23 protein-coding genes are annotated in these 22,567 nt (G+C 68.5%); 3 read left to right on the top strand and 20 right to left on the bottom strand.

Annotated elements, in window-relative coordinates; genetic code table 11:
* Window positions 1–19: 19 nt before the first annotated feature.
* On the bottom strand, window positions 20–1,321 hold the full coding sequence (gene tyrS, locus AC0J5J_RS15295) for a tyrosine--tRNA ligase (RefSeq protein ID WP_474898798.1): 1,302 nt from the start codon (window positions 1,319–1,321) through the stop codon (window positions 20–22).
* A gap of 127 nt (window positions 1,322–1,448) precedes the next feature.
* Between tyrS and AC0J5J_RS15290 the strand changes: the two genes are divergently transcribed.
* On the top strand, window positions 1,449–2,156 hold the full coding sequence (locus tag AC0J5J_RS15290) for a sigma-70 RNA polymerase sigma factor region 4 domain-containing protein (protein ID WP_474898796.1): 708 nt from the start codon (window positions 1,449–1,451) through the stop codon (window positions 2,154–2,156).
* Window positions 2,153–2,851 carry a hypothetical protein gene (locus tag AC0J5J_RS15285; protein ID WP_474898794.1) on the top strand — a complete coding sequence of 233 codons (699 nt, stop codon included), beginning with the start codon at window positions 2,153–2,155 and terminating at the stop codon, window positions 2,849–2,851. Before AC0J5J_RS15290 ends, AC0J5J_RS15285 begins: the two co-directional genes overlap by 4 nt.
* A gap of 154 nt (window positions 2,852–3,005) precedes the next feature.
* On the opposite strand, the gene AC0J5J_RS15280 is transcribed toward AC0J5J_RS15285, so the two are convergent.
* The 18 genes from AC0J5J_RS15280 to infC all read right to left on the bottom strand — a co-directional run bounded on the left by AC0J5J_RS15280 (window position 3,006) and on the right by infC (window position 21,058).
* On the bottom strand, window positions 3,006–3,617 hold the full coding sequence (locus AC0J5J_RS15280) for a DNA-3-methyladenine glycosylase (RefSeq protein WP_474898792.1): 612 nt from the start codon (window positions 3,615–3,617) through the stop codon (window positions 3,006–3,008).
* On the bottom strand, window positions 3,614–5,056 hold the full coding sequence (argH, locus tag AC0J5J_RS15275; RefSeq protein WP_474898791.1) for an argininosuccinate lyase: 1,443 nt from the start codon (window positions 5,054–5,056) through the stop codon (window positions 3,614–3,616). Before argH ends, AC0J5J_RS15280 begins: the two co-directional genes overlap by 4 nt.
* Before the next feature lie 6 nt (window positions 5,057–5,062).
* Window positions 5,063–6,262: an argininosuccinate synthase gene (locus AC0J5J_RS15270; protein WP_134425594.1), complete on the bottom strand. Its 1,200-nt coding sequence runs from the start codon at window positions 6,260–6,262 to the stop codon at window positions 5,063–5,065.
* 113 nt (window positions 6,263–6,375) lie between these two features.
* The gene (argF, locus tag AC0J5J_RS15265) at window positions 6,376–7,308 is read right to left on the bottom strand and encodes an ornithine carbamoyltransferase (RefSeq protein ID WP_474898790.1); all 933 of its coding nucleotides are present in this window, start codon (window positions 7,306–7,308) and stop codon (window positions 6,376–6,378) included.
* 37 nt (window positions 7,309–7,345) lie between these two features.
* A complete protein-coding gene (locus AC0J5J_RS15260) occupies window positions 7,346–8,569 on the bottom strand; it encodes an acetylornithine transaminase (RefSeq protein ID WP_474898789.1) in 1,224 nt (407 codons plus the stop codon).
* On the bottom strand, window positions 8,566–9,498 hold the full coding sequence (gene argB, locus AC0J5J_RS15255) for an acetylglutamate kinase (protein ID WP_134425596.1): 933 nt from the start codon (window positions 9,496–9,498) through the stop codon (window positions 8,566–8,568). The genes AC0J5J_RS15260 and argB overlap by 4 nt, the downstream gene beginning before the upstream one ends.
* Window positions 9,495–10,667: a bifunctional glutamate N-acetyltransferase/amino-acid acetyltransferase ArgJ gene (gene argJ, locus AC0J5J_RS15250; protein WP_134425597.1), complete on the bottom strand. Its 1,173-nt coding sequence runs from the start codon at window positions 10,665–10,667 to the stop codon at window positions 9,495–9,497. Before argJ ends, argB begins: the two co-directional genes overlap by 4 nt.
* Window positions 10,664–11,707, bottom strand: a complete 1,044-nt coding sequence (argC, locus tag AC0J5J_RS15245) for an N-acetyl-gamma-glutamyl-phosphate reductase (protein ID WP_474898787.1) — start codon at window positions 11,705–11,707, stop codon at window positions 10,664–10,666. The genes argJ and argC overlap by 4 nt, the downstream gene beginning before the upstream one ends.
* A 137-nt stretch (window positions 11,708–11,844) precedes the next feature.
* Window positions 11,845–14,391: a phenylalanine--tRNA ligase subunit beta gene (gene pheT / locus AC0J5J_RS15240; RefSeq protein ID WP_474898785.1), complete on the bottom strand. Its 2,547-nt coding sequence runs from the start codon at window positions 14,389–14,391 to the stop codon at window positions 11,845–11,847.
* Window positions 14,391–15,431: a phenylalanine--tRNA ligase subunit alpha gene (gene pheS, locus AC0J5J_RS15235; RefSeq protein ID WP_134425600.1), complete on the bottom strand. Its 1,041-nt coding sequence runs from the start codon at window positions 15,429–15,431 to the stop codon at window positions 14,391–14,393. Before pheS ends, pheT begins: the two co-directional genes overlap by 1 nt.
* Window positions 15,432–15,457: 26 nt before the next feature.
* The gene (locus AC0J5J_RS15230) at window positions 15,458–16,372 is read right to left on the bottom strand and encodes an amino acid ABC transporter permease (RefSeq protein ID WP_134425601.1); all 915 of its coding nucleotides are present in this window, start codon (window positions 16,370–16,372) and stop codon (window positions 15,458–15,460) included.
* Complete coding sequence (locus tag AC0J5J_RS15225; RefSeq protein WP_134425602.1) at window positions 16,369–17,016, bottom strand: amino acid ABC transporter permease; 648 nt, start codon at window positions 17,014–17,016, stop codon at window positions 16,369–16,371. Before AC0J5J_RS15225 ends, AC0J5J_RS15230 begins: the two co-directional genes overlap by 4 nt.
* Before the next feature lie 121 nt (window positions 17,017–17,137).
* On the bottom strand, window positions 17,138–17,986 hold the full coding sequence (locus AC0J5J_RS15220; protein WP_241972843.1) for a glutamate ABC transporter substrate-binding protein: 849 nt from the start codon (window positions 17,984–17,986) through the stop codon (window positions 17,138–17,140).
* A 58-nt stretch (window positions 17,987–18,044) separates the two neighbouring features.
* Entirely contained in the window at window positions 18,045–18,833 is a 789-nt protein-coding gene (locus AC0J5J_RS15215) for an amino acid ABC transporter ATP-binding protein (protein ID WP_134425604.1), read from the bottom strand.
* 70 nt (window positions 18,834–18,903) lie between these two features.
* The gene (locus AC0J5J_RS15210; protein ID WP_474898783.1) at window positions 18,904–19,704 is read right to left on the bottom strand and encodes a TrmH family RNA methyltransferase; all 801 of its coding nucleotides are present in this window, start codon (window positions 19,702–19,704) and stop codon (window positions 18,904–18,906) included.
* 126 nt (window positions 19,705–19,830) lie between these two features.
* Entirely contained in the window at window positions 19,831–20,217 is a 387-nt protein-coding gene (rplT, locus tag AC0J5J_RS15205; RefSeq protein WP_134369906.1) for a 50S ribosomal protein L20, read from the bottom strand.
* A gap of 27 nt (window positions 20,218–20,244) precedes the next feature.
* A complete protein-coding gene (gene rpmI / locus AC0J5J_RS15200; RefSeq protein ID WP_104101228.1) occupies window positions 20,245–20,439 on the bottom strand; it encodes a 50S ribosomal protein L35 in 195 nt (64 codons plus the stop codon).
* Window positions 20,432–21,058, bottom strand: coding sequence for a translation initiation factor IF-3 (infC, locus tag AC0J5J_RS15195; RefSeq protein ID WP_104101226.1), 627 nt, complete (start codon window positions 21,056–21,058; stop codon window positions 20,432–20,434). The genes rpmI and infC overlap by 8 nt, the downstream gene beginning before the upstream one ends.
* Window positions 21,059–21,344: 286 nt before the next feature.
* Here infC and AC0J5J_RS15190 point away from each other — a divergent pair, with 286 nt between their 5' ends.
* Window positions 21,345–21,692, top strand: a complete 348-nt coding sequence (locus AC0J5J_RS15190) for a DUF1844 domain-containing protein (RefSeq protein ID WP_134425606.1) — start codon at window positions 21,345–21,347, stop codon at window positions 21,690–21,692.
* 89 nt (window positions 21,693–21,781) lie between these two features.
* Here AC0J5J_RS15190 and AC0J5J_RS15185 read toward each other — a convergent pair whose 3' ends face one another.
* Window positions 21,782–22,561 (bottom strand): DNA-formamidopyrimidine glycosylase family protein, encoded by a 780-nt coding sequence (locus tag AC0J5J_RS15185; RefSeq protein WP_474898781.1) that lies wholly within the window; start codon window positions 22,559–22,561, stop codon window positions 21,782–21,784.
* Between the last annotated feature and the right edge of the window lie 6 nt (window positions 22,562–22,567).

Here is a 22,567-nt window from a genome sequence, read left to right as displayed (position 1 = left end):
ACTGGATCAGACGACGGGATCAGACGACGAAAACGCCGGCCAGGGTCTTCTTCCCGCGGCGGAGCACGGCTACTCCCCCGGGGAGAACGGCCCCTTCGATGGTCTGGTCGTCGCTCAGCACCTTCACGTTGTTGAGGTAGACCCCGCCCTGACTGATGGCACGGCGGGCTTCGCTCAGGCTGGCAGTGAGTCCGGTGTCGACCAGCAGCTGCACTACGGGGGCGCGCGGGGCGGTGGTGGTGTTGGGGAGTTCCCGCAGCGCCGCTTCGAGGGTGGCCTCGTCGAGATCGGACAGTTCGCCCTGACCGAAGAGGGCGTGCGCGGCCTGGATGGCGGCATCCGTTGCAGCCCGCCCGTGGACGAGGCTCGTCACCGAAACGGCGAGCGTGCGCTGGGCCAGCCGCTTGAACGGCTCGGTCGCCACGGCACCCTCGAGTTCCTCGATCTCGGCCCGGGTCAGGAAGGTGAACACCTTGAGCCGGTTGATGACGTCGGCATCGTCGGTGTTGAGCCAGAACTGGTAGAACGCGTACGGGCTGGTGAGGGTGGGGTCCAGCCAGACCGCGTTGCCCTCGCTCTTGCCGAACTTGGTGCCGTCACTATTGGTGATCAACGGGGTGCCGATGGCGTGCGCGCCCTCCCCCTCCGCCTTGCGGATGAGGTCGATGCCGCTGGTGAGGTTGCCCCACTGGTCGCTGCCTCCGGTCTGGAGTACGCACCCATACGTGCGGAAGAGCTCGAGGAAGTCCATGCCCTGCAGCACCTGGTAGCTGAACTCGGTGTAGCTGATGCCGGCGTCAGAGTTCAGGCGGGCGCTCACGGCATCCTTCTTGAGCATGCTGCCCACCCGGAAGTACTTGCCGATGTCCCGCAGGAAGTCGATGGCGCTGAGCGGCGCGGTCCAATCGAGGTTGTTCACCAGGGTGACGGCGTTGTCGCCCTCCGAGCTCAGAAAGCGCGAGACCTGATCCTGGAGGTAGCCCACCCACTGGCCGACGACATCCCGCGAGTTGAGGGTGCGCTCGGCGGTGGGACGCGGGTCGCCGATCAGGCCGGTGGAACCGCCCACCAGACCGAGCGGCTTGTGGCCGGCCAGCTGCAGCCGGCGCATGAGCAGCAGTTGCACCAGGTTGCCGAGGTGCAGGCTCGGGGCGGTGGGGTCGAACCCGCAGTAGTAGGTGACGGGCGGACCGGCCAGCAGCTCGCGCAGTTCAGCGGCATCCGTGGACACCTGCACCAGGCCTCGCCAGGAGATCTCCTCCCACACGTCGTCGAAGGTCGGGTCATTGGCTTGCAGGGCGAGGATGGCTGGATCTGACACGAGCCAAGGTTATCAGCGCCCTCCCACGGCACCCCCTCGATGTCCCGAAGTTCATCACCTGGCCTTGACCTGCGTTAGTTAAGCCTGCAAACTGAATTCATACAGATTCATCTTTGATGCTTCATATTTGATCGCTTTGCTGGAGGTAGAGACCATGTTCGTGATCACCGCCGACCAAATCGGCAGCCGCACCGACCGCGACCGGGCCGGCGAGATGATCGCCGCCCTCAACGGCGAATTCGGTTCAGCCTTCATCCTGCCGCCCGACCAGACGGCCGGCGACGAGATTCAACTGCTGCTGCGGGATGCCGCCACAGCGCTGGCCGTGCTTCTCGCCCTGCACCGGGAGGGTCATTGGAGCATCGGCCTCGGCCTCGGCGAGGTGCGCACTCCCCTGCCGGCGTCGACCCGGCAGACATCCGGTGGTGCGTTCGTGGCGGCCCGCGCCGCCGTGACCCGGGCGAAAAAGGCCGAGGCACGGTTCGCCCTGGCCGTCGACCCGGCTCCCCACCCTGCTCCGGATGCCGGGCTCGCCGACGGTGCCGGCGAGTCGGGCGCGGGCTCGATTCTCGATGCCGAGGAGGTGGAGGCCCTGATCACGACGCTGCTCCTGCTGCGTCAGCGCCGCACGACGGAGGGCTGGACGGCCGTCGACCTGCTTCAGGCCGGACTGTCCCAGGTGGAGATCGCCGGCCGGCTCGGCATTTCGACCGCGGCTGTCAGTCAGCGCATTCGCAGCGCCCTCTGGAGGGTCGACCGGTCGGCCCAGCCCGCACTCGTTAGGCTGCTGGAGAACCTCGAGCACGCTACGACCGAAACGGACCCTGCCGGATGAACTCCTCGACCCTCCCGATCGTGGCGTACCTGTACTGGCTGCTCCTGCTGCTCGTCACGTCCGGTTCGCTCGCCTTCGCCATTCTCGCGTTCCGGCGCCAGAAGCTGCCGTTCGCCGCCGTTTCAGCCGGCGCTCTCGCTGCGGCCCTCCTGGTGGCCGCCCTCCCTTCCCCCGGTGGATCCGCGGTCTCGGGAGTCATCCTCGGCATGCTGGCACTCGGCCTGGCCGTGGTCGGCGGCGGCCCCGCGGCGCTGCTCGCGCTGCGGCTCGCCACCAACAACTCGGTACCTCAGGGCGAGCACGGCGGAATCCTGGTCGAGAACGGTGACGTCGGTGGGGCGCCGGCGCCGGCTCCCGCTTCGACACCGGCGACCGTGGCCGAGGCCGCTGGTGCTGGTGCTGGTGCTGGTGCTGGTGCTCCCGATGGTCCCGGTGCGGCGGGCGCTTCCGGCGCCTTCGTGCATGAGGTACTGCGCGGCGGTCTGATGATCGGCATCCTGGAGCGCCTCGCCGTGGCGGGTGCCATCCTGGCCGGTTTTCCGGAGGCCATCGCCGTCGTCGTGGCGATCAAGGGCGTCGGCCGGTTCACCGAACTGGCCACGGCCGAGGCCCGGGAACGATTCATCATCGGCACCCTGGCCAGCCTGATCTGGGCCTGCGCGTGTGCCGCGCTGGTGCAGATCGCCCTGACCTAGAGCAGGTAGACCCTGCTCCTGACCGCGGTCGTCGGCCCCGTTTCGACTCTCGGCGCACCTTTCGGAAGCGGGCGCACGGTTGAACCTGCGCCGGCTTCCGAAAGGTGCGCCACGGGCCTCGCCGAGTGACGGATGCGATCACCCGCCGACGCGCTTAGAGACGCTCGGGCGGGGCGACGAGCTTCGGATGCCGTCGGTACGTCGACACGGTCGCGTCGCCCGGGATCCAGAATCGCCACGGGTACTCCGCTCCCCCGCCGGCCCCGCCCACCCCGGTGCGGGGCCCGGAGAGGAACGGGGCCGGATGCTCGGGCAGCGTCAGCTCGAACGGTGCGTGACCGAGGTCGGCGCCGTCGTCTCCCAGGCCGATGCCGAGCGCCAGCGTGAGCCGCGCCGGGCCTCGCGCCAGGTCGAGGTCCAATCGGGAGGTAGGCCGACGCCTCCGCGCCTCGGGCAGACCGGCCACGATCTCGCCGGCGCGCAGCAGCACGGCCGACGCCTCACCCTCCGGCGAGCAGACCACGTTCGCGCAGACGTGCATGCCGTAACTGAAATACGCGTAGACGTGGCCGCTCGGGCCGAACATCGAGGCGTTCCGGCGGGTGCGTCCACGAAACGCGTGTGAGCCGGGGTCGACGCCCTCGCCGAGGTAGGCCTCCACTTCGGTGATGCGCAGCAGCACCCCGGCGCGCCCGAGCACGGCGCCCAACAACAGTGGCGCGACCGTGGCCGCCGGTCGCGCCAGAATGCCGTCGGCGAGTGTCACATGCCGAGCGCAGCCGCCAGCGCGCGCACCCGGGTGACGAGCACCGCGCGCTGCTCGGCCACGCGCACCGGGGCGGTGCCGCCCTGGCCGTCGCGACGGGACACCGAACCGGTGATGGTGAGCACCTCGCGCACATCCGGCGTGAGGTGCGGCGACAGCGCGAGCAGCGCGGCGTCGTCGACCTCGTGCAGGTCGAGCCCGTTCTGCTCCGCGTACTTCACCAGCGCGCCGGTGATCTCGTGCGCATCGCGGAAGGTGACCTGCTGCTTGACGAGCCACTCGGCGACATCGGTGGCCAGGGAGAATCCCTGGGGGGCGAGCTCGGCCATCCGCTCGGTGTGGAAGGTCAGGGTCGCGATCATTCCGCTGAAGGCCGGCAACAGCACCTCGAGGGTCTCGATCGAGTCGAAGACGGGTTCCTTGTCTTCCTGCAGGTCGCGGTTGTACGCGAGCGGCAGTCCCTTGAGCGTGGTCAGCAGGCCGGTCAGGTTGCCGATCAGGCGGCCCGACTTGCCGCGGGCCAGTTCGGCGATGTCCGGGTTCTTCTTCTGCGGCATGATCGACGACCCGGTGGAGTACGAGTCGTCGAGGGTGACGAAGCCGAACTCGCGGGTGTTCCAGAGGATGATCTCCTCGGCCAGCCGGGACAGGTCGATGCCGATCTGCGCGGTGATGAACGCGAACTCGGCGACCAGGTCGCGGCTTGCCGTGCCATCGATCGAGTTCTCCACCACGGCGCTGAAACCGAGGTCGGCCGCGACCAGGTTGGCGTCGAGGCCGAGCGTGTTGCCGGCCAGCGCCCCCGACCCGTAGGGCGAGAAATCGGCGCGCTTGTTCCAGTCGGTGAACCGCTCGAGGTCGCGCACGAGCGGCCAGCAGTGCGCGAACAGGTGGTGCGCCAGCAGAACCGGCTGGGCGTGCTGCAGATGCGTGCGACCCGGCATGATGGCGTCGCCGTTCGCCTCGGCCTGCGACGCCAGGGCGTCGATCAGGTCGATCACGTGGGCGGAAATGCCCTGCGCCTTGTCGCGCAGCAGCATGCGCACCAGGGTGGCAACCTGGTCGTTGCGGCTGCGTCCGGCGCGCAGCTTGCCGCCGAGTTCGACGCCGACGATGTCGATCAGGCCGCGTTCCAGGGACGAATGCACGTCCTCGTCGGATTCCGCGGGCAGGAAGCTCTCGTCGAGAACAGCCTGCATGAGGGTGTCGAGGCCGGCGATCATGGCGACGAGTTCCGGGTCGGTCAGGTAACCGGCCGCGGCCAGGGCCCGCGCGTGAGCCTGGGAACCACGGATGTCGTAGGGAGCCAGCGGCCAGTCGAACTGGGTCGACTTGCTCAGCTTCGCCAGCTCCGGTGACGGCCCCCCGGCGAAGCGGCCGCCCCAGAGGGCGCCCGCCTTGCCGGCGCGGTTCTCGGTCGTGTCCTTGTCGCCAGCCACGTCGCCCTACTTGCCGGCGAGGTCGCGGCGAGCCGAGATCTTGCTCGGCAGCGACCACAACTCGATGAAACCCTTGGCCATGGACTGGTCGAAGGTGTCACCGGTGTCGTAGGTGGCGAGGTTGAAGTCGTAGAGGCTCTGCGCGGACTTGCGGCCGGTGACGACGGCGGTGCCGGCGTGCATCTTCAGACGGATGTCGCCGGTCACGTGCTTCTGCGTCTCGTCGATGAACACGTCGAGGGCGCGCTTCAGGCCGGAGAACCAGAGGCCGTCGTAGACGAGTTCCGCCCACTTGGACTCGACCGTGCGCTTGTACCGGGCCAGGTCGCGTTCGACGGTCATGTTCTCGAGTTCTTCGTGCGCGGCGATCAGGGCGATGCCGGCCGGAGCCTCGTACACCTCGCGGCTCTTGATGCCGACGAGACGGTCCTCGACGATGTCGATGCGTCCGACGCCCTGGTTGCCGGCGAGCAGGTTCATCATTTCGATGGCCTGCAGCGGGGTGACGGCGACGCCGTCGATCGCGACGGGAACACCCTGGTCGAAGCTGATGACGACCTCGGTGGGCTCGCGCGTCACGGCCGGGTCCTGCGTGTAGGTGTAGAGGTCTTCGATCGGGGCGTTCCACGGGTCTTCGAGGAAGCCGGTCTCGACCGCACGCCCGTAGACGTTCTGGTCGATCGAGTAGGGGCTCTTCTTCGACTGCGCGATCGGCAGGTTGTGCAGGGCCGCGTATTCGATGGCTTTGTCGCGGGTGAGCGCGAAGTCGCGCACCGGGGCGAGCGAGGTGAGCTCGGGTGCGAGGGCGGCGACGGCTGCCTCGAAACGCACCTGGTCGTTGCCCTTGCCGGTACAGCCGTGCGCGACGCTGTTCGCGCCGAGCTCCTTGGCCGTGGAGGCGAGGTACTTGGCGATCAGCGGGCGGCTGAGCGCGGAGACGAGCGGGTACCGCTTCTGATAGAGCGCGTTGGCCTTGAGGGCCGGCACGACGTAGTCGCTGGCGAACTCATCCTTCGCGTCGACGACGATGGACTCGACGGCGCCGCAGTCCAGGGCGCGCTGGCGGATGACGTCCATATCCTCGCCGCTCTGTCCGACGTCGATGGCGAGGGCCACGACCTCTTTGCCGGTCGCATCCTTCAGCCAGCCGATGCCCACCGAGGTATCGAGTCCGCCCGAATATGCCAGCACAACGCGTTCAGCCATGGTTCTCCCTAAAGATAGATCTGTTCAAGTTTACGGTTACGCTCTGACACCCGAGAGTGCCTGTTCCGGTCGAGAGTGACCGTTATACCGGTCACTCTCGACCGGAAAGGTCACTATGCGGGGGTGTTCTGGGCGAGCAGCCAGACGAGCAGGGCCTTCTGGGCGTGCAGCCGGTTCTCGGCCTCGTCCCAGATGATGCTCTGCGTGCCGTCGATCACGTCGGCGTCCACCTCGTAGCCGCGGTCGGCCGGCAGGCAGTGCATGAAGTGCGCGTCGGGCTTGGCGAGGGCCATCATGGCCGCGTCCACACGGTAACGACCGAGGTCGCCGAGGCGCGTGGCCTTCTCCTCCTCCTTGCCCATCGACACCCACGTGTCGGTCACGACCACGTCGACGCCGTCGACGGCCGCGAGCGGGTCGGTGAAGAGCTCGACGGAGCCGCCGGTGCGCTGGGCGATCGCCGCGGCATCCGCGACGACCGCGTCGCTGGGCGTGTAACCGGCCGGGGAGGCGATGCGCACGTGCATGCCCGCGGTCGCGCCGGCGAGCAGGTAGGACTGGCCCATGTTGCAGGCGCCGTCGCCGAGGAACACGATCGTCTGGCCGGACAGATCACCGCGGTGCTCACGGATGGTGAGCAGGTCGGCGAGCAGCTGGCAGGGGTGGAAGTCGTCGGAGAGGGCGTTGACGACGGGCACCGTGGTGCCGAGCGCCATCTCCTCGAGTCCGGCCTGACCGTAGGTGCGCCAGACGATCGCGGCCACCTGGCGTTCGAGCACGCGGGCCGTGTCGGAGGCGGTTTCCTTGCCGCCGAGCTGGCTGTTCGCGGTGCTGATGATCAGCGGGCTGCCGCCGAGGTCGGCGATTCCCACGGCGAAGGAGACCCGGGTGCGGGTCGAGGACTTGTCGAAGATGACGGCCACGGTCTGCGGGCCGGCCAGGGGCTTGACCGCGAATCGGTCTCGCTTCAGCTCCAGTGCCAGGTCGAGGATCTCGGCCTGCTCGGCCGGTGAGATGTCGTCGTCGCGCAGGAAATGGCGGGTCACGGTGTCACTTTCGCTGTCAGGAATAGATTGTTCAACTCTAGAGGCTGGCCAGAGCGAGCCCGAATCGGCGCTCGAAATCGGCCAGTTCGGCATCGCCGACAATCAGGGGCGGGGCCAGACGGATGGTGGACTCGTTCGCGGCGTTCACGATCAGGCCGTTGCTCTGGGCCGCGGCCGTGAGGCGCGAGGCGACCGGCTCGGTCAGCCCGACGCCGATGAGGAGGCCGCGCCCCCGCACCTCGCCGATCAGTGGCGAGCCGAACCCGGCGAGGATCTGCCGCAGCTGCTCGCCGCGGCGCGCCGCGTTGGCGACCAGCCCGTCGGCCTCGATGGTGCCCAGAACGGCGTTCGCGGTGGCCGTGACGAGCGGGTTGCCGGCGTAGGTCGAGCCGTGCTGGCCGCGCTGGAACAGCTCCGACGCCGCGCCGAACGTGACGAGGGCGCCGATGGGCAGTCCGCCACCGATCCCCTTGGCCAGCGTGACCGCATCCGGCAGGATGCCTTCTCGCTGGTAGGCGAACCACTCGCCGGTGCGGCCCGCGCCGGTCTGCACCTCGTCGATGATGAGCAGCACACCGTGCCGGGTGCACAGCTCCCGGGCCCGGCGGAGGAACCCGTCGGGCAGGTCGATCACCCCGGCCTCCCCCTGCACGGGCTCGAGGAACAGGGCGGCGACGGTGTCGTCGATGGCGGCGTCGAGCGCCTCGAACGTGGCGTGGATGTGCTCGACCCCGCCGGGCACGGGCAGGAACGGCTCGCGCATGGACGGCTTGCCGGACAGCGCCAGCGCCCCCATGGTGCGGCCGTGGAACGAGTCGTGCAGGGAGAGGATGCGGGTGCGTCGCCCGCCCACGGTGTTCAGCCGGGCCAGTTTGAACGCGGCCTCATTGGCCTCGGCGCCGGAGTTGCAGAAGTAGACCCGGCCGGCCGGGCCCGCACCGGTGAGGCGTTTCAGCCGTTCGGCCAGTTCCAGCTGCGGCGGCGACGCGAAGTAGTTGGAGACGTGCGCGAGCCGGCCGACCTGGTCGGTGACCGCGGCGACGAGTGCCGGATGCGCGTGGCCGAGCGAGTTCACGGCGATCCCGGCGAGGAAGTCGAGGTACTCGGTGCCCTCGTCGTCCCAGACGTAGCACCCCTCGCCGCGCACGAGCATCGCCAGCGGCGGCGCGATCGTGCGCATCAGGGCGGCGCTGAAACGCTCGCGCCAGTCGTGGGTGCCGGAGTCGGCCATCTGTTCGCTTCTCACTTCTGTCGGTGTCATGCGGGGACTACTTCGGTTCCGATCCCGCTGCCGGTGAAGACCTCGAGCAGGATCGAGTGCGGCACGCGCCCGTCGATGATGGCCGCCTTCGCAACGCCGCCCTCGACCGCGTCGAGGCAGGCCGTCATCTTGGGGATCATGCCCGACTCGAGATCGGGCAGCAGCGCGCGGAGCGAGTCCACGTCGATGACCGACACCAGCGAGTCGCGGTTGGGCCAGTCGCTGTACAGCCCCGCGACATCGGTCAGGATGACCAGTTTGGCGGCGCCGAGGGCGACCGCGAGGGCCGCGGCGGCGGCGTCCGCGTTGATGTTCAGAGACTGGCCCGGGACATCCGTGTCGGGCGCAATCGAGGAGACGACCGGGATGCGGCCCGCGGCGAGCTGGGCGTGCACGGCCTCGGGGTCGACGCCGATCACGTCGCCGACGAGGCCGAGGTCGACCTCTTCACCGTCGATCACGGTGCCGCGGCGGCGGCCCTGGAACAGCCCGGCGTCCTCGCCGGAGAGGCCCGCCGAGATGGGGCCGTGCTGGTTGATCCGGCTGACGAGCTCACGGTTGATCTGGCCGGTGAGCACCATGCGCACCACGTCCATCGCCTCGGGGGTGGTCACCCGGTAGCCGCCGCGGAACTCGCTCTCGATGCCGAGCCGGTCGAGCATGGCGGAGATCTGCGGGCCGCCGCCGTGCACAACGACGGGGCGGATGCCGCAGTAGCGCAGGTAGACCATGTCCTCGGCGAACGCGGCCTGCAGTTCCTCGCTGACCATGGCGTTGCCGCCGAACTTGACCACGATGATCTGGTCGTGGAACCGCTTGAGCCAGGGCAGCGACTCAATCAGCGTGGCGGCCTTGACGGCCGCCTCCGCGCGGCTGTTCGTCTCGTCGCGGCCGGTCTGGTCGCCGGGGGTTCCGTGGGCCGGGGTCAACTCGAGTACGCGCTGTTCTCTTCGACGTAGGCGTGGGTGAGGTCGTTGGTCCAGATCGTGGCCGTCTCGGTTCCCTCGTGCAGGTCGATCACAACGGAGACGGAGCGGGGGGTCAGGTCGACGAGCTCGCGCGGCTGGTCGGGCTCCCCCGCGGTGCAGACCTGCACGCCGTTGATGGAGACGTCGATGCCGTAGGGATCGAAGGCGGCATCCGTCGTGCCGACGGCCGCGAGCACGCGTCCCCAGTTGGGGTCGTTGCCGAAGATCGCGGTCTTGAACAGGTTGCTGCGGGAGACCGCGCGGGCGACCGTGACGGCGTCGGCCTCGGAGGCGGCGTTCCGCACCGTGATGGCCACGTCGTGGGCGGACCCCTCGGCGTCGGCCTGTAGCTGCAGGGTGAGGTCCTGGCAGATGGCGACGAGGGCATCCGTGAATTCGGCCAGGTCGGCGGTGACGCCGCTGGCCCCGGAGCCGAGGAGGGTGACGGTGTCGTTGGTGGACATGCAGCCGTCGGAGTCGAGCCGGTCGAAGGTGACCCGGGTGGCCTGGCGCAGTGCCACGTCGAGCTGGTCGGAGTCGAGCACGGCGTCGGTCGTGAGGACAACGAGCATGGTGGCCAGGCCGGGTGCGAGCATGCCGGCGCCCTTGGCCATGCCGCCGATCGTCCAGCCGGCGTCGGAGACGAGCATGGTCTGCTTGGGTGTGGTGTCGGTCGTCATGATCGCCTGCGCCGCGGCCAGGCCGGCCGCCTCGGAGCCGGCATTCTCACCCTGCAGGGCGAGGGTGGCATCCCAGACCCCGGCGGTGATCTTGCCCAGGTCCAGCTGTTCGCCGATCAGGCCGGTGGAGCAGACCAGCACCTCGCCGGCGGAGATCTCCAGGCGGTCGGCGATGGCTTCGGCGGTGGCGTGCGTGGTCTGGAACCCGATGCTGCCGGTGTAGCAGTTCGCGCCGCCGGAGTTCAGCACGATGGCCTTGACCCGGCCGGCCTTCATGACCTGTTCGCTCCAGAGCACCGGGTTCGCTTTGCAGCGGTTGCTGGTGAAGACGCTGGCCGCACTGGTGAGCGGGCCGAGGTTCTGCACCACGGCAAGGTCGAGACCGCCGGAATGCTTCAGTCCGGCGGTGACTCCGGCGGCGGCGAACCCGGAGGGAGCGGTGACACTCATGGGGCAACTCCATTCGTGCAAAGGCCCGTGGTTTCGGGCAGTCCCAGGGCCAGGTTGGCGCACTGGATGGCGGCACCGGCGGTGCCCTTGGTCAGATTGTCGACGGCCGTGATCGTCACGACGCGGCCCACGGCCTCATCGACGGCGAGGCCGATCAGGGCGGTGTTGGCGCCGAGCACGTCAGCCGTGCGCGGAAACCGCCCCTCAGGAAGTACATGCACGAACGGCTCGTCGGCGTAGGTCTGCTCCCAGGCGGCACGCACCGCGGCCGCCGACGTGCCGGGAACGAGGCGGGCAGTGGCGGTGCAGAGGATGCCGCGACTCATCGGCACGATCACCGGGGTGAACGAGATGGTCGGGTGTGCGGCCCCGGCCCAGCGCAGGCTCTGCTGGATTTCAGGGATGTGGCGGTGCACTCCGCCGACCGCATACGGGTTGGCCGAGCCGAGGATCTCGCTGGCCAGGTTCGGCAGCTTCAGGCTCTTGCCGGCACCGGAGGGTCCGACCGCGAGCACGGCGACGAGGTCGTCGGGCTCGATCACACCGGCACGGATGCCCGGGGCCAGGGCCAGCGCCACCGTGCTTGCGTTGCAGCCGGGGGCGGCGATGCGGCGGGAGCCGGCCAGCCGGGCGCGCTGCGTGCCGCCGGCCACGGGCAGCTCGGGTACGCCGTAGGTCCACGCGCCGAAGTAGTCGCCGCCGTAGAACGCCGCCCAGTCCGTTTCGCTCTCGAGCCGGTGGTCGGCGCCGCAGTCCACGACGAGGGTGTCGGCGGGCAGGTGCGCGGTGAGGGCACCGGATGCCCCGTGCGGCAGGGCGAGGAACACCACGTCGTGCCCGGCGAGGGTTTCGGGCGTGGTGTCGACCAGGGTGAGGTGAGCGAGCGAGCGCAGGTGCGGCTGAACGTCGATCAGACGCTGGCCGGCATTGCTGTGCGCCGTGACCGTGCGCACCTCGAAGTCGGGGTGCCCGGCCAGCAGACGCAACAATTCACCGCCCGCATAACCACTCGCACCTGCCACCGCCACCGAAAAAGACATGTTCCAAACTTAGCGCGCCGCCTCGCGCGCCGAGAATCGCCGTTCGCGCCGATAATCGCCGCTCGGGCGGCGACTGTCGGCAGATCGGGCGACTCTCGGCGCGCGTGGGGCGGAGCGGTCGGGCGGCGCCGGGGCTCCTACTCGCGCAGGGTGGCCCCGAAGCGGGCGGCGGCCACCGCGACGCCGGCGAGCTTGGCGTCGCTGGCCTCCGCGGCGGTGAGGGTGCGATCGGGCGCCCGGAACCGCAGCGCGAACGTCAGCGACTTGCGGCCGGGCACCACGCCCGTGCCCCGGTAGTCGTCGACGAGTTCGGCGTGGTCGAGCAGCGGCCCGCAGCCCTCCCGCAGGGTGCGCAGCACGTCGCCGGCGGGCACGGCGGCGTCCACCACGAGGGACAGGTCCTGCGTGGCGGCCGGCATCGTGGCGATCGGGGTGGCGCGCAGCTCGGCTCCGGCCTCCGCGAAGACGGCGGTCAGGTCGATCTCGGCGACGGCGACGACCGCAGGCAGGTCCGCGCCGCGGGCGACGCGGGGCAGCAGTTCGCCGGCGTAGCCGACCGAGGTGAGCCCGGCATCCGTCGTCACGAACAGCTCGGCGGTGCGGCCGGGGTGCATCGCCTGGTGCGAGCCCTGGCGCACGCTGATCGGCACACCGGCGGCCAGCGCCACCTGCTGCACGGCGGCAAGGGCATGCTGCCAGCTCGCCGGCACGACCGGCTGCCCCGGCTGGGGCCGCACGACGGAGCCGGTCAGCACGACCGCCACCGACAAGGGCTGCGGCGGGATGCCGGCGTTCAGCTCGGCCTCCAACTGCGCACTCGGGCGCACCGCGCCGGGCGGCACGACGGCGCTGCCGTAACGGATGCCGGCCACGGGCCGGAACACGAGGCCCAGTTCGAAGACGGCCAGGTCGACGATCCCGCGCGAGCGGTTGCGGTGTGCGATCTGCAGCAGCCCCGGCAGGATCGACGTGCGCAGGAACGGCGCCTCCCCGTCGAGCGGGTTGGCGACGCGGATCTGCGGAACGGCAGGCCCACCGGCCGGCACCACCGGCAGCCCGAACAGGTTGTTGGATTTCTCCGACACGAACGGGTACGCGAGCACCTCGGTGTGGCCGGTGGCGGCGAGGGTCTGCGCGACCTGGCGGCGCAGGATCTGGGCGTGGGTGAGGCCGCGCCCGGGCGGGGCGACGGGCAGCACCGACGGGATCCGGTCGTAGCCGACGATCCGGGCGACCTCCTCGGCCAGGGTCCACTTGTCGGTCAGGTCGGGGCGCCAGCTCGGCGCGGTGACGTTCAGCCCGGCCGGGGTCTCCTCAAGGGAGGCGCCGATCTCGGCCAGCGAGGAGCGCACCTCACCCGGGGTGTACTCGAGCCCGATCAGGCCGGAGATGAAGCCGGTCGGCAGCGCGATCGGCAGTCTCTCGGGGGTGGCGTCGTGCAGGGAGCCGAGGCCGTCGGCCTCTCCCCCGGCGAGTTCGACCAGCAGCTGCACGACGCGGGCGGCGGCGACCGCGGCCACGGCCGGGTCGACACCGCGCTCGAAGCGGCGGGACGCCTCGCTGGGCAGCTTGTGCCGGCGGGCCGTGCGCGCGATCGACACGGGATCGAAGTTCGCGGCCTCGATCAGCACATTCGTGGTGCCGGCGCCGATCTCGGTGCTCTGGCCGCCCATCACGCCGGCCAGGCCGATCGGCCCGGACTCGTCAGTGATCAGCAGATCTTCGGCGTTCAGGGTGCGGGTCACGTCGTCCAGGGTGACGAGCTTCTCGCCCGCCGTCGCGCGGCGCACGGTGATGCCGCCGGTCAGCGTGTCGAGGTCGTAGCCGTGGATCGGCTGGCCGAGCTCGATCATTACATAGTTGGTGACGTCGACGATCAGCGAGATCGAACGGATGCCGGCCAGCTTCAGCCGGGCGATCAGCCAGGCCGGAGACGGCCGGGTGGGGTCCACACCGCGCACCGCGCGGGTGACGAACACGCTCGCGCCGACGCGGCCGCGGATCGGGGCCCGGTCGTCGACCGTGACCGGGAAAGCGACCGTGGACGCGTCCGCGGTCAGGGCGAGGGCGGGATCACGGAAGGCCGCGCCGGTGGCGTGCGCGTATTCGCGGGCGACGCCGCGGATCGAGAAGGCGTAGCCACGGTCGGGCGTGACATTGATCTCGACGGCGGTGTCGTCGAGGCCGAGGAGGGCGATCGCATCCGTGCCGATCTCGGGGTCGAGGCCGAGGCTGCCGAGCACCAGGATGCCGTCGTGCTCGTCGCCGAGGCCGAGCTCGCGGGCCGAGGCGATCATGCCGTCGGACACATGCCCGTAGGTCTTGCGCGGCATGATCGGGAACGGGCCGGGCAGCACGGCGCCGGGCAGGGTCACGACGACCTTGTCGCCGACGACGAAGTTGTGGGCACCGCACACGATGCCGTGCACGGCCGGGCCGCCGTCGGCCGCGAGCTCACCGTCGGCGGCGACGCGCACCTGACACCAGTTGATGGTCTTGCCGTTGGTCTGCTCTTCACCGACGAACTCGAGAACCTGGCCGACCACGATCGGGCCGGTCAGCTCGAAACGGTGGATCTCTTCCTCTTCGAGACCCACGCTCACCAGGGCGGCGTGCACGTCTTCGGGCGTGGTGCCCGGGGCCAGGTCGACGAACTCGCCCAGCCAGCTCAGTGGTACGCGCATCAGACGGTCATCCCGTACTGCTGGCTGAACCGGACGTCGCCTTCGACCATGTCGTGCATATCCTTCACATCATTTCGGAACATCAGTGCCCGTTCGACGCCGACGCCGAACGCGAATCCGGAGTAGACCTCCGGGTCGATCCCGGCGGAGCGCAGCACATTGGCGTTGACCATGCCGCAGCCGCCCCACTCGATCCAGCGGGCGCCGTCCTTGAACGTCGGGTGCCACAGGTCGAGTTCGGCGCTGGGCTCGGTGAACGGGAAGTAGTTGGGGCGCAGGCGCACCTTCGCCTCGGGGCCGAACATGGCCTTCACGAAGTGGTCCAGGGTGCCGCGCAGATGCGCCATGGTCAGTCCCTTGTCGATGGCGATGCCCTCGATCTGGTGGAACACGGGAGTGTGCGTGGCGTCGAGCTCGTCGGTGCGGAAGACGCGTCCGGGCGCGACGACGTAGACGGGCAGTTCGCGGGACAGCAGGGCGCGCAGCTGCACCGGCGAGGTGTGGGTGCGCAGCACCAGGTGGGCGTCGGGCGGGTCGATGAAGAAGGTGTCCTGCATGGCGCGGGCCGGGTGGTCCTCGTCGAAGTTGAGCGCGTCGAAGTTGAACCACTCGCTCTCGAGCTCGGGGCCCTCGGCGACCTCCCAGCCCATGCCGACGAAGACATCCGCGACCCGTTCCTGCAGCAGGGTGAGCGGATGCCGCGCGCCGGCCTTCCAGGTGGACGCCGCCGCGGTCACGTCGACCGTTTCGGCCGCGAGCTGGGCGGTGGCCTCCGCCTCGGTGATCGCGGTCTCGCGGGCGGAGAACGCCTGGGCGACGGCGCCGCGGGCCTGGCCGAGGAGCTTGCCGGCGGCGGCCTTCTGGTTGCCGGGCACGCTGCGCATCAGCGCGTTGAGCCGCGCCAGCGGGGAGGCCTCGCCGGTGTGCTCGGTGCGCACGGTTTTCAGGGCTGCGGAGTCGTTCGCGGCGGCAATGGCGGCGAGGGCGGCCTCGACGGCCGCGCTCACGACTGGTTCGGAGATCTCAGTGGGGTCAGACACAAGGCACAAGTTTAGTGCTGCTGCGCCTACGGCTTGCCCATCTGGTTGCCCAGCGCCGCCGGGTAGACCAGCTCGGGGTCGAGGGGCTTCTCGGGCGGAGCCTTCGTCTCCGTCGTCACGCCACCGGACTTGGAGCCGGTGCGACGGGCGATGACGCGGGCCAGCCAGGAGAGCAGCAGGTTCATCGTCAGGTAGATCGCGAGTACAACCAGGAAGAAGGAGAAGGAATAGCGGCTGCCGAAGAAGTTCGTCATCGAGGTGCCGCTGCGGAGCAGTTCCTCGTAGCCGACCACGAAGGCCAGGGACGTGTCCTTGAGGAGTACGACGAGCTGCGCGATGATGATCGGCAGCATCTGCCGGAACGCCTGGGGGAACTCGATCCGCAGCCGCGTCGCCACCGGGGTGAGTCCGATGGCCAGCCCGGCCTCGCGCTGGCCGCGGGGCAGGCTCTTGATGCCGGCCCGGAGCGCCTCGCCGATGATCGCGCCGTTGTAGACGGAGAGAGCGGCGACGCCGGCCCAGAAGGAGCCGGTGGAGAAGACGAGCAGGATGAAGAGCATCATCAGCAGCACGGGCATGCCGCGCACGAATTCGAGCACGACCGTGGTCGGGATCCGAATCCATTTGGTGTCGGACACGCGTCCGAACGAGAACAGAACGCCGAGCAGCAGCGCGAACACCGCGGCGACGCCGGCCATCCGGAGGGTGTTCAGGGCTCCGCGGCCGAGGGTGCGCCAGACCTCGCGGTCGGAGAAGACATCCCAGCGGGTCGGATCCCACAGTCCCGGCTGCACGGCGCCGTTGGCACTGGTCTTGGGCGCGCCCAGGGCCAGGATGAGCCAGACGAGGCCCGCGGCGATGAGCAGTGCGGTGACCACGGAGAAAATGCGGGACCGCAGGATGGCCTTCGGGCCGGGAGCGTCATAGAGCACGGAGGTCATCGGAGTACCGCCACCTTCTTCTCGACCCGCGCGGCGATCAGGCCGAGCGAAATGGTGACCAGGAGGTAGAAGGCCGCGACCGCGAGCAGGATGGCGAGCACCTGGTCGCCGCGGTCGTTGGTGACCTTGCGGGCGGCGCCGAACAGTTCGAAGACGAAGAATGCACCGGCGACGGAGGTGTTCTTCGTCAGGGCGATGAACACGTTGATCAGCGGCGGGACGACCATGCGCACGGCCTGCGGCATGACCACGAAGGAGAGGGTCTGGGTGAAGGTCAGTCCCACGCTGCGGGCGGCCTCGGCCTGGCCCACGTGCACGCCGTTGACGCCCGAGCGCAGCGCTTCGGCGACGAACGGCGAGGTGTAGACCGTGAGGCCGATCATGGCGAGCACGAAGTAGCCCGGGGAGAACTGCAGGTACGGCAGGATGAAGGCGCAGAAGAACAGCACCAGGGTGAGCGGGGTGTTGCGCACGATCTCGGTGTAGACCGTGGCGAATCCGCGCAGGGATGCGACGGGCGAGATGCGCATGGCAGCGATGATGATGCCGAGCACGAGCGCTCCCGTGCCGGACAGAAGCAGAAGGCCCAACGTGTTCTTGAAGCCTTCCAGGAACACGGGCAGGTTTTCGATGACTGCGTCCACAACTCACCTCCTCTTCTGTAGTGACTGTCTGGGTATCGTGCGGGTGCACGTGGAACGTGATGATCGGGGCGGCCGTTCTTTGAGACCGGCCGCCCCGGTCAGCGTGTGGTGCTGGTTGTGCCTAGTACCGGTTGACGGTCGGCGGGGTCGGGGTCTCGAGCACCGTGCCGGCGGTCGCTTCCCAGGCCTTGGCCCAGGTGCCGTCGTCGAAGGACTCTTCGAGGACATCGTTGATGAAGGTGCGGAACTCCGTGTCGTCCTTCTTCAGGCCGATGCCGTAGGGCTCCTCGGTGAAGGGGTTGTCGACAACCTCGAACTCACCGGCGTTCTGGTCGGCGAGGCCGGCCAGAATGACGTTGTCCGTGGTCACGGCGACAACCTCGCCGCTGCGCAGCGGGCCGAGGCAGTTGGAGTAAGTGTCGGTCGCGATCACGTTGTCGGTGTACGCGGCGATGTTCTTCTCCGACGTCGAACCGCTCACGGTGCAGACGGGCTTGCCGGCGAGGTCGTCCGGGCCGGTGATCTTGTCGGGGTTGCCGGCGAGCACGAGCAGGTCCTGACCGGCCAGGTAGTACGGTCCGGCGAAGTCGACGACCTCCTTGCGGGTGTCGTTGATCGTGTAGGTCGCGACGACGAGGTCGACCTGGCCGTTCTGCAGGAAGGGCTCGCGGTTCGCGGACACGGTCTCGGTCCACTTGATGTTCTCGGCGGAGATGCCGAGCTTGGCGGCGATGAGCTTGCCCATCTCCACGTCGAAACCGACCGGCTTGTCGTCCGGGCCCTTGAGGCCGAAGAGCGGCTGGTCGAACTTGGTGCCGATGGTGATCTTGCCGGCCTCGTTCAGCTTGGCCATGGTGGTACCGGCTTCGAACTCAACCGTTTCCTCAACCGGAGCAGCCTCAGGCGTCTCAGCGGAATCGGTGCATCCGCTGAGAGTGAGGGCGCTTGCGAGGGCAATGGCCGAAATCATTAGACCTTTTTTGAGTCTCATGGGTATCTCCTGATTGCTGTGTCGTCCTGCACACCGGTTAGTGGGCAAGTATTTTGGAGAGGAAGTCTTTCGCTCTCGTGCTCTGGGGGTTCGTGAAGAACTGCTCGGGCGTGGTCTCTTCGACGATCTCGCCCTCGGCCATGAAGATGACGCGGTCGGCGGCACGACGGGCGAAGCCCATCTCGTGCGTGACGACGATCATGGTCATGCCGTCGTTGGCGAGGTTGATCATGACCTCGAGCACCTCGTTGATCATCTCGGGGTCGAGCGCGCTGGTGGGCTCGTCGAGCAGGATGACCTTGGGGTCCATGGCCAGGGCCCGTGCGATCGCGACGCGCTGCTGCTGCCCGCCGGACAGCTGGGCCGGCATCTTCTTCGCCTGGTTGGCCACACCGACGCGCTCGAGGAGCACCATGGCCTTCTCCTCGGCCTCGGCCTTCGACAGCCCGCGAACCTTGATCGGTCCGAGGGTGACGTTCTCGAGAACGGTCTTGTGGGCGAACAGGTTGAACGCCTGGAACACCATGCCGACGTCGGCACGCAACTTGGCCAGCGCCTTGCCCTCGGCCGGCAGCTTCACGCCGTCGATCGTGATCACGCCGGCGTCGATGGTCTCGAGCCGGTTGATGGCCCGGCACAGGGTGGACTTGCCGGAACCACTGGGCCCGATCACCACGACGACCTCACCCCGGTTGACGACGGCGTTGATCTTCTTCAGCACGTGAAGTTCACCGTAGTGCTTGTCGACGTCGCTGATCACGACGAGAGGCTCACCGCGCAACACCGTGATGTTGGACGTCGCCGGCGCAGAATCTGTAGGCTCCATGTCCCCCAACCTAGGCTAGAGGGAGGGTCCTTCAGAACCACCGGCGTGCGTGGTTACCGAGCTGTGATGATCAGCTGCGCTGCGCGAAAGCACTTTCGTACAGGCAAACGCTGGCGGCCGTGGCCAGGTTCATCGATTCGGCGTGACCGTAGATGGGCACCGAAATGGACCGGTCGACCAGGGAGAGGTCCTCGTCGGTGAGGCCGCGGGCCTCGTTGCCGAACAACCACGCCGTCGGCGCGACCAGGAGCCCCTCCGTGCGGGCGGCGAGAAGGTCCGTGCCCTTGACGTCGGCGGCGAAGATCTGCAGGCCGGCGAACCGGGCCCGCTCGCGCACGTCGGACAGCGTGGCGCTGACGGCGACGGGAAGGTGGAAGATGGACCCGGTCGAGGAACGCACGACCTTCGGGTTGTAGAGGTCCACGCTGCGGCCGGTGAGGATCACGGCGTCGGCGCCCGCGGCATCCGCCGCACGGATGATGGTGCCGGCGTTGCCGGGGTCGCGCACCTCTTCGAGGATGGCGATGAGCTTCGGCTCGCCCGCGAAGATGTCCTTGACGGAGGTCGGGAACTGGCGGCACACCGCGACGAAGCCCTGGGGCGTGACGGTGTCGGCCATGGTTTCGAGCACCTGCTCGGTGACGAATTCGAGGTCGGCACCCACCTCTTGCGCAACCTGCGCGATTTCGGGGTGACGCTCGAGGGCGGTGGGGGTCACGAACAGTTCGACGACGAGTTCGGGTCGGAAGTTCAGGGCTTCCGAGACGGCCTGGGGGCCTTCCAGCAGGAACAGCCCCGTCTCAGAGCGAGCGGCTCGATTCGCCAGTTTCGCGACAGCCCGCACACGCGGAGAACGGGGATTATCTAACATGCCTCCAGCTTACTTGCCGAGGCCGCACCCGGGGCGCTCTGGCACGCGCCCTGGCACGCAAAACGGGAGCGGGCGCTGGGCCCGCTCCCGTGAAGAGTGCGTGATGGTGCCGGTGCCGGCGGAAAGCTACGCGGCGACCTTGGGTGCCGACGTGTCGGCGGGCAGTGCTGCCTTGGCGCTCTCGACGATGGCCGCGAACGTGGCGGGCTCGTTGACGGCCAGCTCGGCGAGCATGCGACGGTCGACCTGGATGCCGGCCAGGGCGAGGCCCTGGATCAGACGGTTGTAGGTCAGGCCGTTCGCACGGGACGCAGCGTTGATCCGCTGGATCCACAGGCGACGGAAGTCACCCTTGCGTGCACGACGGTCACGGTAGCTGTAGGTGAAGGAGTGAGTCAGCTGCTCCTTGGCCTTGGTTACCAGACGCGAGCGCTGGCCGCGGTAGCCCTTGGCGCGTTCGAGAATTACGCGACGACTCTTGTGGGCGTTGACGGCCCTCTTTACTCTTGCCATTTTCTTAGTTCCTTACGGGGTACGGGTCTAGCGACCGAGAAGCTTCTTGATGACCTTGGTGTCGGCCTTGGCCAGCACCTGGTCGTGGTTCAGGCGGGACTTGCGCTGGGTGCTCTTGACCTCGAGGTTGTGGCGCAGGCCGGCCTGCTGCTTCATGATCTTGCCGGAACCGGTGACCTTGAAACGTTTCTTCGTCCCGGAGTGGGTCTTCATCTTAGGCATCTTTTTCCTCCAGTTTCGCTGCCTTATCAGCAACTTTGTCAGCCTTGTCGGCTACCTTTTCTGCCCGATCGGCAGCCTTGTGTGCGTTGATCTCAGCCTTGGCTTCCGCTTTGTTCTTCAGCGGGCCAACGACCATGACCATGTTTCGACCGTCGATGGTCGGGCTCGATTCCACGGAACCGAACTCGGCGACATCCTCGGCAAATTTTTGGAGCAGACGTACGCCCTGGTCGGGACGGGACTGTTCACGGCCACGGAACAGAATCATGGCCTTGACCTTGTCGCCGGCCTTCAGGAAGCCTTCGGCGCGTTTGCGCTTGGTCTCGTAGTCGTGCTTATCGATCTTGAGACGAAAACGAACCTCTTTCAGGATCGTGTTCGCCTGGTTGCGCCGGGCTTCTTTCGCCTTCTGCGCAGCTTCGTACTTGAACTTGCCGTAGTCCATGATCTTGGCAACTGGCGGCTTGGAGGTCGGTGCAACCTCAACGAGGTCAAGGTCGGCCTCCTGTGCAAGGCGCAGCGCAACATCGATGGCCACGACCCCTACCTGTTCGCCGTTGGGACCAACGAGACGAACTTCGGGGACGCGGATACGGTCATTTGTACGGGGATCGCTGATGCGTCTCTCCTCTTCTCATGCATCGTGGCTACAGCCAGGTGACGGATGTCGCCCGGAGACGAAGAGAGGAAGATCGCGTCTGGATTGCCGAGGATTTCTCCTCGTACATCACAGACGACACCCTGTCTACCTTCACGAACCGGACTCCTGTCGGAGTCCAGCGCCGCGAAGGCGGAGTGCAACTACCCGGTAACCTTGATGAAGCGGTATGCGCGGGTGGGAGATTATCCACTTTCGTACCGAGACTTGCATCTCGGAGCCCGGACGAGTCTAACAGAGGAATGCAGTGAGCAATAGCAACGACCAGGATGCCGCCCAGGCGACACGCGATATCGCCGATGTGCCGGCCGTGGAGATCATCACGACGGCCTCCGTCCACCTGATGAGCGCCGCCGCGGTCAAGGTCGGCCTCGCCGACGACCCGGACAACCAGATCGACCTGGACGAGGCGCGCAAGCTGATCACGGCCCTGGCCGGACTGATCACCGCCGCCGCCCCGGACATCGCCGACATGCATGCGCGCAGCCTCCGCGACGGCCTGCGGTCGCTGCAGCTGGCGTTCCGCGAGGCCTCGGCCATCCCCGACGCGATCGGCCAGGGCCCGGGCGAGAAGTTCACCGGCCCGGTCAACTAGCCCCCTCACTCAGAAACCCGGCGAACCGACAGCTTCGGGGGGTGCGGATGTCTCCGCACCCCCCTTTCTTGTCGGTTCGGCGGGTTTCTTCAGGTCTGGCAGCGGGGGCACCAGGCGGTCACCCGCAGCTCGAGGTCCGAGCGGCCGAGGAGTCCGCGCTGGATGGTGCTGCCGCAGCGCCGGCAGGGCTGGCCGGCACGGCCGAAGACCCAGCTCTGCATGCCCCGGCGGCCGTTGCCGGTCGTGATCCGGTCCGTCCGGTCGCGGTTCGCCAGGATCAGGCGACGGGCCAGGGCCACCAGGCCCGGCACATCCGTCACCTCGCCGACCGGTCGGGTCGGCAGCAGGCCGCGCAGGAAGCACAGTTCGGTGACGTACTCGTTGCCGAGTCCGGCCAGGTTGCCCTGGTCGGCCAGCGCGACGGCGACGGGCCGGTCGGGCCGGCTCTCGACGCGCCGAACCGCCTCCTCTGCGTGCCAGTCAGGGCCGAGCAGGTCAGGCCCGAGGTAGTCCAGCAGACCGGCTTCGGCGGAGATCGGCACCACCTCGAGCAGCCCGAGCTCGAAGCCCACCGCAACCCACTCCGCCGTCTCGAGCACGATGCGGGCCTGGAATGCGGGGCGGCGCCACGTGCTCCCCGGGCGGTAGACGTGCCACGACCCCTCCATCTTCAGATGCGAGTGGATGCTGGCCTCCCCCACGCGCATCAGCAGATGCTTGCCGCGACTGAGAACCTCGTGCACGGTCTCCCCGGTCAGGTCGACGGTGGCGAAGGCCGGCACCCGCACATCGCAGCGGGTGAGCCGGGCACCGGCGAGGGCTCGGTGGAGGTTCTGGGCGCTGCGGTAGACGGTGTCGCCCTCAGGCATGGCGGT

Source organism: Cryobacterium sp. TS_SC_7, assembly GCF_056156285.1.
This window is presented reverse-complemented; position numbering and strand designations above follow the sequence as displayed.